Origin of the sequence: Mesorhizobium sp. M7A.F.Ca.CA.001.08.2.1 (assembly GCF_003998455.1) — a bacterium.
GTDB lineage: Bacteria > Pseudomonadota > Alphaproteobacteria > Rhizobiales > Rhizobiaceae > Mesorhizobium > Mesorhizobium ciceri.
Window position 1 is genome coordinate 1 of record NZ_RZPW01000026.1, and the last position, 7,937, is coordinate 7,937.

At 62.0% G+C, this 7,937-nt stretch carries 7 protein-coding genes and 1 pseudogene; all 8 read left to right on the top strand.

The features are described from left to right. Positions 1-915, top strand: a 915-nt coding sequence (locus EN914_RS03200; RefSeq protein ID WP_164778647.1) for an FAD-binding oxidoreductase, incomplete at its 5' end; no start/stop codon positions are given. 32 nt (positions 916-947) lie between these two features. Further along, positions 948-1,949, top strand: coding sequence for a 4-hydroxyproline epimerase (locus EN914_RS03205; RefSeq protein ID WP_013529091.1), 1,002 nt, complete (start codon positions 948-950; stop codon positions 1,947-1,949). Between the two features lie 334 nt (positions 1,950-2,283). Next, positions 2,284-3,186, top strand: coding sequence for a branched-chain amino acid ABC transporter permease (locus tag EN914_RS03210; protein ID WP_013529092.1), 903 nt, complete (start codon positions 2,284-2,286; stop codon positions 3,184-3,186). Positions 3,187-3,190: 4 nt separating this feature from the next. Further along, positions 3,191-4,786 (top strand): high-affinity branched-chain amino acid ABC transporter permease LivM, encoded by a 1,596-nt coding sequence (gene livM, locus EN914_RS03215; protein ID WP_013529093.1) that lies wholly within the window; start codon positions 3,191-3,193, stop codon positions 4,784-4,786. Beyond that, positions 4,786-6,342 (top strand): ATP-binding cassette domain-containing protein, encoded by a 1,557-nt coding sequence (locus EN914_RS03220; protein ID WP_013529094.1) that lies wholly within the window; start codon positions 4,786-4,788, stop codon positions 6,340-6,342. The genes livM and EN914_RS03220 overlap by 1 nt, the downstream gene beginning before the upstream one ends. Next, positions 6,342-7,070: an ABC transporter ATP-binding protein gene (locus EN914_RS03225; RefSeq protein ID WP_013529095.1), complete on the top strand. Its 729-nt coding sequence runs from the start codon at positions 6,342-6,344 to the stop codon at positions 7,068-7,070. Before EN914_RS03220 ends, EN914_RS03225 begins: the two co-directional genes overlap by 1 nt. Before the next feature lie 111 nt (positions 7,071-7,181). After that, the gene (locus tag EN914_RS03230; RefSeq protein WP_013529096.1) at positions 7,182-7,529 is read left to right on the top strand and encodes a DUF6867 family protein; all 348 of its coding nucleotides are present in this window, start codon (positions 7,182-7,184) and stop codon (positions 7,527-7,529) included. A gap of 177 nt (positions 7,530-7,706) precedes the next feature. After that, a pseudogene (locus EN914_RS40105) lies at positions 7,707-7,870 on the top strand (ABC transporter substrate-binding protein); the annotation flags it as partial. Positions 7,871-7,937: the final 67 nt, after the last annotated feature.

A 7,937-nucleotide genomic window follows, 5' to 3' on the forward strand; every position in this document is an offset into this window, starting at 1 on the left:
CAAGCAGGCATGATGAAGCTTGCCGAGGCGGAGTGGATGGGCTTGCTCGATCGCTCCGGCACGCGGTCGATGCTGCGCGAGGATGGCTCGCTCGAGCTTTACGAAAGCGAAGCCGAATTTCAGGCCGGGCTGCCCGGCTGGGCGGCGCGTAAGCGTTTCGGCATCGGTTTCCGCCACGTCGAGGGCGAGGAACTGGCCGCCTTGCAGCCGGGCCTGTCGCCGCGCTTCATCAAAGGCACGTTCGTGCCGGGATGGAAGACGGTCGCCGACCCGAAACTGCTGGGCAAAGCGGTGTGGACCTATGCGCAGGCCAAGGGCGCTCGCTTTGAGCTGGTCCGGATCAGCCAAGTCGCGGCGGATCAGGATGGAGCGACGCTGACGTTGGCAGACGGCACGACCAGACAGGCCCGGCACCTCGTCGTCGCCGCCGGCGCCTGGTCGCATCTGCTGGCTAAGCAACTCGGCGATCGCATTCCGCTGGAGACCGAGCGCGGCTACAACACCACCTTGCCCACGAGTGCCTTCGACGTGAAGCGGATGCTGATCTTCTCCGGCCATGGTTTCGTCGTCACGCCGCTCGAAACGGGCCTGCGCGTCGGCGGCGCCGTCGAACTCGGCGGCATCGAGCGGCCGCCCAATTATGCCAGGTCGAAGGCGCTGCTGCAGAAGGCACAGAAATTCCTGCCAGGGCTCGATCCCTCGGGCGGGCGCGAATGGATGGGGTTCCGCCCCTCGCTGCCGGATTCAGTGCCCGTCATCGGCGGCGCGCCGGGAAAGCGGTCGGTGGTCTATGCCTTCGGCCATGGCCATCTCGGCCTGACCCAGGCGGCGGCCACCGGACGGTTGATCAGGGATCTTGTCCTGGGGCAGACTCCGCCGATCGATCTGGCCCCCTTCAGTCCGCAACGATTTTGATTTTTTCGGGTTTTTGATTTTCGAGGAGCGTCATGGCCAAGAAATCCTTCTTCTGCATAGACGGCCACACCTGCGGCAATCCTGTGCGGCTGGTCGCCGGCGGCGGCCCGCTGTTGCAGGGCGCGACGATGATGGAGCGGCGTGCGCATTTTCTGGCCGAGTATGACTGGATCCGCACCGGGCTGATGTTCGAGCCGCGCGGCCACGACGTGATGTCCGGTTCGATCCTCTATCCGCCGACGCGCGAGGATTGCGACATCGCCATCCTGTTCATCGAAACCTCCGGCTGCCTGCCGATGTGCGGCCATGGCACGATCGGTACGGTGACGATGGCCATCGAGCACGGACTGATCAAACCAAAGACGCCGGGCGTGCTCAGGCTCGACACGCCGGCCGGGCTGGTCGTCGCCGAATACAAGCAGGTCGGCGACTATGTCGAGGAGGTGCGCATCACCAATGTGCCATCCTTCCTCCATGCCGAGGGGCTGACGGTCGAATGCCCTGGGCTCGGTGAAATCACCGTCGACGTCGCCTATGGCGGCAACTTCTACGCCATCGTCGAACCGCAGGAGAACTATCGCGACATGGCCGATCATTCGGCGGGCGACTTCATCGCCTGGAGCCCGGTGGTGCGGCAGCGGCTCAACGAGAAATATTCCTTCGTGCATCCGGAAAATCCTGGCATCAACCGGCTGTCGCACATGCTGTGGACCGGTGCGCCGACGGTGGATGGGGCGGATGCCCGCAATGCCGTGTTCTACGGCGACAAGGCGATTGACCGCTCGCCCTGCGGCACCGGCACCTCGGCGCGCATGGCGCAGCTTCATGCCAAGGGCAAACTCAAGGCCGGAGACAGCTTCGTGCATGAATCGATCATCGGTTCGCTGTTCAAGGGCAAGGTCGAAAAGGATGTCAGCGTGGCCGGCAAGCCGGCCATCATTCCCTCGATCGGCGGCTGGGCGCGCATGACCGGACTGAACACCATCTTCATCGACGACCGCGACCCGTTCGCGCACGGGTTTGTTGTCAAGTGATGGGAATCCTGACCTTGCGGAAAGCAACGACCTGAAAAATGGATCGTGCCAAAAACGCAAGGATTCCTTTCATCACCTAATTTTGACGGCGATTTCTTCGAAACGGGGCGCATGATGCGGTCGAATCGTCAAAGACATTGCGTTATGCCAATGGTAGGGTCCGCGATAGTCCAGGGGTCGGATGATGGAAAACGGGCAATCGGGCGGCGTGCTTCGAAAACACGCATGACGATTGAAAAATGACGTTGCAATCCGGGCTCGAAACTTTACGACTAGGGGAAATACGAAAAGGAATGCGTCTGCATGGGCGACATTCCAGGGGAGCCATGTACACATGCAGTACTTTGTCCAGCAGCTTATCAACGGGCTGACGCTGGGATCGATCTATGGGCTGATCGCGATCGGCTACACGATGGTCTACGGCATCATCGGTATGATCAATTTCGCCCATGGCGACATCTTCATGGTGGGTGCCTTCACGGCACTGATCGTCTTCCTCGCCCTTGGCGCGCTGTTCTATTCCGTGCCGGTTGTGCTGGCGCTGCTGATCATGATGATCGTGGCGATGCTGCTCACCAGCCTCTACAACTGGACGATCGAAAAGGTGGCCTACCGGCCGCTGCGCGGTTCGTTCCGACTGGCCCCGCTGATCACTGCCATCGGCATGTCGATCGCGCTGTCGAACTTCGTCCAGGTGACGCAGGGTCCCCGCAACAAGCCGATCCCGCCGATGGTCAGCCAGGTTTACAACATCAACGGCATCAGCGTGTCGCTGAAGCAGATCATCATTGTCGTCGTCACGGCGCTGCTGCTGGCGCTGTTCTGGTATCTGGTCAACAAGACCTCGCTTGGACGAGCGCAACGGGCCTGTGAGCAGGACCGCAAGATGGCGGCGCTGCTCGGCATCGATGTCGACCGTACCATCTCGATCACCTTCATCATGGGTGCGGCCCTTGCCGCGGTCGCCGGCACTTTGTTCCTGATGTATTACGGCGTCATTGCCTTCTCGGATGGTTTCACGCCGGGCGTGAAAGCCTTCACGGCGGCGGTGCTGGGCGGCATCGGTTCGCTGCCGGGCGCGGTGGTAGGCGGGCTGATGATCGGCTTCATCGAGAGCATGTGGTCGGCCTATTTCTCGATCGACTACAAGGATGTCGCGGCGTTCTCGATCCTGGCCATCGTGCTGATCTTCCTGCCTTCCGGCATATTGGGCCGGCCAGAAGTCGAAAAGGTCTGAGACCATGGCCGTCACCGTATCTCCGGAGCGCGACACCGTCGCCACCCCCATGCAGCGCGCGTTGCGCGAGGCGCTCTATGCCGCTGCCATATCGTTTGGCCTGTTCGTGCTGTTCATCGGCCTGAAGACCGGCCAGAACATTTCCAATGAACTGGTCCTGACGACACGCTGGGGCCTGCTTGCCGCCGTGGTTATCGCCACGGCTGTCGGGCGCTTCCTCTATGTCGCCTATGGACAGCCCTTCCTGGCCAACCAGAAGATCACCGACGTCGCCACCGGCCTGCTGCCGGCCAGCGTGGCGTCACGCTTCTTCCAGTTGCCGGCCTTCATCGTGGCCTTGGTCGCGGCGGTGGTGTTGTTTGCGGTCAACAGCTCTCTCGTCGGATGGGTGGGAGCGGAGCCGGCGGGCTATCTGCAGTTCCTGCGCGCCTTGTCGGTCATCTATGTGCTGGCCTGCGTGATCTATTATTTCCGCGGCTTCATTCATGCCAACTTCACCAAACTCGGCATTGCGGCGCTGATCCTCTATCCGATCCTGGTGGTGGCGATCCTGTCGCTGATGTCCTGGTCGTTTGTCGGCGGACTGCAAGGCTCGCTGAAATGGGTCGACAATTTCGGCATCCAGATCCTGATCTATGTGATGCTGGCCTGGGGCCTGAACATTGTCGTTGGCCTCGCCGGCCTGCTCGACCTCGGTTATGTGGCCTTCTACGCGGTCGGCGCCTATGCCTATGCGCTGCTCGGCACGCAGTACGGCCTGTCGTTCTGGATCCTTTTGCCGGCCGCCGGCGCCATGGCCGCCTTCTGGGGCGTGCTGCTCGGTTTCCCGGTGCTGCGCCTGCGCGGCGATTACCTGGCGATCGTCACCTTGGCTTTCGGTGAGATCATCCGCCTGGTGCTGATCAACTGGCGGGAGGTCACCAACGGTTCAGCCGGTATTTCCGGCATCCCGAAGGTCACCTTCTTCGGCCTGATGACCTTCAACGTGTCGGACCCCAATTACGTCGCCAAGGTGCTGCATCTGGCGACATCGAGCGCCTACTACAAGATCTTCCTCTATTACCTGATCCTGGCGCTGGCGCTGCTGACGGCCTTCGTCACCATCCGGCTGCGGCGCATGCCGGTCGGCCGTGCCTGGGAAGCGTTGCGCGAGGACGAGATCGCCTGCCGCTCGCTCGGCATCAACACCACCACCACGAAGCTTACGGCCTTTGCCACGGGTGCGATGTTCGGCGGCTTCGCCGGCGCATTCTTCGCCGCACGGCAGGGCTTCGTCAGCCCGGAATCCTTCGTCTTCCTGGAATCGGCCATTATCCTGGCCATCGTGGTTCTCGGTGGCATGGGCTCGCTGGTCGGCATAGCGGTCGCCGCAATGGTGATGATCGGCGGCACCGAGGCGTTGCGCGAACTCGACTTCCTCAAGCAGGTCTTCGGACCGGACTTCACACCGGAACTCTACCGCATGCTGCTGTTCGGCATGGCCATGGTCATCGTCATGCTGTGGAAGCCGCGCGGCTTCGTCGGCAGTCGTGAACCAACCGCCTTCCTGAAGGAGCGAAAGGCCGTCTCAAGCTCCTTCACCAAGGAAGGACACGGCTGATGAATGCGAACCCTGTTCAGAAAGCCGCTTCGGGCATGAACGACGCTATCCTTCAGGTCGATCATCTGTCGATGAAGTTCGGTGGCCTGGTGGCCATCGGGGATCTGTCTTTCGCCGCCAAGCGCGGCGAGATCACCGCGCTGATCGGCCCCAACGGCGCCGGCAAGACCACGGTGTTCAATTGCATCACCGGCTTCTACAAGCCCTCGGAAGGCATGATCACGCTCAACCGGAACGATGGTTCGACCTTCCTGCTCGAGCGGCTGCCCAACCATGAAATCCCGGCGCGCGCCAAGGTGGCGCGCACCTTCCAGAACATCCGCCTGTTCTCCGGCATGACCCTGCTGGAGAACCTGCTGGTCGCCCAGCACAACAAACTGATGAAGGCATCGGGCTACACGGTGCTTGGCCTGTTCGGCTTCAGTGGCTATCGCAAGGCCTCGGCCGAATCGGTGGAGCTCGCCAAGCATTGGCTGGAAAAGGCCGATCTTGTCGACCGTGCCGACGACCCGGCCGGCGACCTGCCCTATGGCGCGCAGCGCCGTCTCGAGATCGCTCGCGCCATGTGCACGGGACCCGAGCTTCTGTGCCTCGACGAGCCGGCGGCCGGCCTCAATCCGAAGGAATCGGCGGCGCTCAATGAGCTGCTGATCGACATCAAGAACACATCCGGCGCCTCGATCCTGTTGATCGAGCACGACATGTCGGTGGTCATGCAGATCTCCGACCATGTCGTGGTGCTGGAGTATGGCCGCAAGATCTCCGACGGCAGTCCGCAGTCGGTGCGCACCGATCCGCGCGTCATCGCCGCCTATCTCGGCGTCGACGACGAGGAAGTCGAAGCGGTCCTTACCGAAGTCGGCGACGAAGATGTCATCGAACAGCTCGATACGGGGCCGGATGCCGCGCACGGTCCGGGAACATCGTCGTCCTATCTCGCCGGGCCGGTGACCGACACGGTCGGCCATAGTTCGGGCGAGCGGGTTACGGTGGCCAAGGGAGCGTCAAAGGCCGGTCAGGTCGACGCCAGGTCGCTCGCCGCGGCAAACAAGGCAGCCTCGCAGGCAGCCGTGCCGCCGGCGAAGGCAAAGCCTGCTCCGAAAGCGACGTCGAAGGCGGCAACCGGCACGGCGGCGAAGTCGACCGCATCCGCCAAGCCTGCGGCGAAGACTGGAGAGATCTCCAACCGGCTGGCTGCGCCTCGCGGCGGCAAGGCCGACAATTTGACCCGCATAAAGGGCATCGGTACGGTCAACGAGAAGAAGCTCAACGATCACGGCATCTTCCACTTCGACCAGATCGGCGCCTGGAAAAAGGCCGACGTCGAGGCCGCCGAAGCCTATCTTGCTTTTGACGGACGTATCGCGCGCGAGGAATGGGTCAAACAGGCCAGGCTGCTCGGCCAGGGCAGGGACACGGAATTTTCGCGCCGCGTGGATGCGGGCAAGGTGGCGACGAGCCATGCTTCCGCAAAGACTGCAAAGGCAGCCTCCGGAAAGACCGCGAGCAAGACCGCTGCCAAGCCCGTGGCGGGCAAGCGTGGAGGGGGCAAGTGATGGCCGCGACAACGCTGCTCGATATCAAGGGCGTGCAGACCTATTACGGCAACATCCGGGCGCTGAACGGCGTCGATGTCACCGTCAAGCAGGGTGAGATCGTGGCGCTGATCGGTGCCAATGGCGCCGGCAAGTCGACGCTGATGATGACTATTTTCGGTGCGCCGCGGGCTCGCGCCGGGACTATCACCTTTGCCGGCACCGACATAACCCAGATGCCGACGCACGAGATCGCGCGCATGCGCATTGCCCAATCGCCCGAGGGCCGGCGGATCTTTCCGCGCATGACGGTGATGGAAAACCTGCAGATGGGCGCCAGCCTCGACAACCTCAAGCACTATGACGAGGACGTCGAGAAGGTGTTCACGCTGTTCCCGCGTTTGAAGGAGCGCATCACCCAGCGCGGTGGCACGCTGTCGGGCGGTGAGCAGCAGATGCTGTCGATCGGACGCGCGCTGATGGCACGGCCGAAGCTGCTTTTGCTCGACGAGCCGTCGTTGGGTCTCGCGCCGCTGATCGTCAAACAGATCTTCGACGCCATCCGCGAACTGAACCGCACCCAGGGGCTGACCGTGTTCCTGGTCGAGCAGAACGCCTTCGGCGCGCTCAAGCTCGCCACGCGCGGCTACGTCATGGTCAACGGCAATGTGACGATGAGCGGCACCGGCAAGGAACTGCTCGCCAATCCGGAAGTGCGCGCCGCCTATCTCGAGGGCGGACACCACTGAGTTCGAAGCGGAATGCGTGCACCGCTATTCCGCTCCAGATTGTTTGTTTGTCGCATGATCTTTGTCCGGAAAGTCCGCAACTTTTCGGGATCATGCTAGGGAGACTTCACCATGCAGGGCATTCTTTACGAGGAACCCTCGATCTGGCAGTTCTTCTTCGTCACCTGTCTGCTCGGCGGCTGGGCGGCGTGGATGACGGGCAAGGCCAGTGCCCAGACGTGGCGCAGCTTCATCCAGCTGTTCGCCTATGTGCTGGGCCTCGGCATCGCGATCCGCTTCATCCATCACGCGCTGTTCGGCGGCACCATGTTCTCGCTGCATTATTATGTCGTCGACACCATCGTGCTGATGATCCTCGGCTTCGTCGGCTATCAATACACGCGCACCAACCAGATGGTGACACAGTATAATTGGCTCTACGAAAGAGCTTCACTCTTGAGCTGGAAACCGAAAGGTTGACGTTCATCATTAACGCCGCCTCGAAATTGAATCGGCGTGACAAGTGCCTGAAAATCGGCAAACTATGCTTTCTGCGATAAGGGTGGGCATCGCATGAAAGCTTCATCCACGCCCACTCCGTTAATGGGAGCGTTTAAATGAAAAAGTCACTTTTGTCCGCCGTCGCCCTGACCGCGCTTGTCGCGTTCGGCGGCAGCGCGTGGGCTGACGTAATGATGGGCGTCGCGGGCCCGATCACCGGTCCGAACGCCGCCTTCGGCGCGCAGCTGCAGAAGGGGGCGGAAGCTGCTGTCGCCGACATCAATGCCAAGGGCGGCATCAACGGCGAGCAGATCAAGCTCGAAGTCGGCGACGAACTTGTTGGCGACCGAGATACCCTGCTTCGGATCGGAGACGTCGTCGCCGACT